The organism is Phaeovulum veldkampii DSM 11550, assembly GCF_003034995.1.
GTDB classification, from domain to species: Bacteria; Pseudomonadota; Alphaproteobacteria; order Rhodobacterales; family Rhodobacteraceae; genus Phaeovulum; species Phaeovulum veldkampii.
This window is the reverse complement of the sequence record NZ_PZKF01000134.1, coordinates 1-736: the sequence shown is the minus strand read 5'-3', so window position 1 is coordinate 736 and position 736 is coordinate 1. Positions and strand designations below refer to the sequence as shown.

At 62.0% G+C, this 736-nt stretch carries 1 protein-coding gene and 1 pseudogene; both read right to left on the bottom strand.

Annotated features, from left to right (window positions below; all coding sequences use genetic code 11):
* Nucleotides 1-198: 198 nt before the first annotated feature.
* Nucleotides 199-288 (bottom strand): annotated as a pseudogene (locus C5F46_RS17335) (DUF6915 family protein); the annotation flags it as partial.
* Between the two features lie 10 nt (nucleotides 289-298).
* Nucleotides 299-736: a DUF6878 family protein gene (locus C5F46_RS16280; RefSeq protein WP_107326320.1), complete on the bottom strand. Its 438-nt coding sequence runs from the start codon at nucleotides 734-736 to the stop codon at nucleotides 299-301.

Here is a 736-nt window from a genome sequence, read left to right as displayed (position 1 = left end):
CTGGCAGATGGGTAGTGGCTAAAGACAGTCAAACATAAACAGATGAATCGGAGATGCGCGACAATCGCGATAGACCACAGGAACCTCCCCGCCGTCCGCACCGCCAGCGCTTTGATCCGCGCGGAGCGGACGGCGGGGCCCCTCCTATGGACTATCGCTACCCGACAGGTCGAGAAAAGCCTTGCCTGTCCAGATAACATCTAACCAGGCATGCACCGAGATGAAGTCATCGACCGTGCCGCCCCATTTCTTCACCGAGGACAGGGCGTGGTGATACGGATGTGCCATACCCGCCCCCTCAGAAATCATGGGTGAAGAGTTCGGACGAGGTGTACCGCTCGTTAAACTCGAGATGGATGCAGCGCGCCGCGGCGTCGAAGCAGAACTCGCCCCAGGCGCCGTCGTTGTTCTCCCAACCGCCATGGGTATCGGAGAGGAAATCGTAGGCGAGTTGCTCGACCACATCCTCCAGTGACAGGCTGCGCATCTCGACCTCGGGATCGTCCCACGTCAGCGCGGCATAGGGGATTTCAGTCGCGGGGAAATCGACCGCGGTCTCGCCGGACCATGCGCCGATGCTTTCGATCTGGCCGCTGTCGCCAGCACCGTCGAAGGTCACGGTGACATGGGTGATGCCGGCGGCCATGAGGCCATCGAAAAGGCGGTCCTTGTTGCCGGGGCGCAGCGCGTCAATGCGGGCCGCGCGTTCGGCATGGGCCGCGAAGATCTGCGCCAT

Excerpts from the sequence above, each read along its gene's own strand:
- C5F46_RS16280 (WP_107326320.1), bottom strand. The coding sequence starts at position 736 with ATGGCGCAGATCTTCGCGGCCCATGCCGAACGCGCGGCCCGCATTGAC.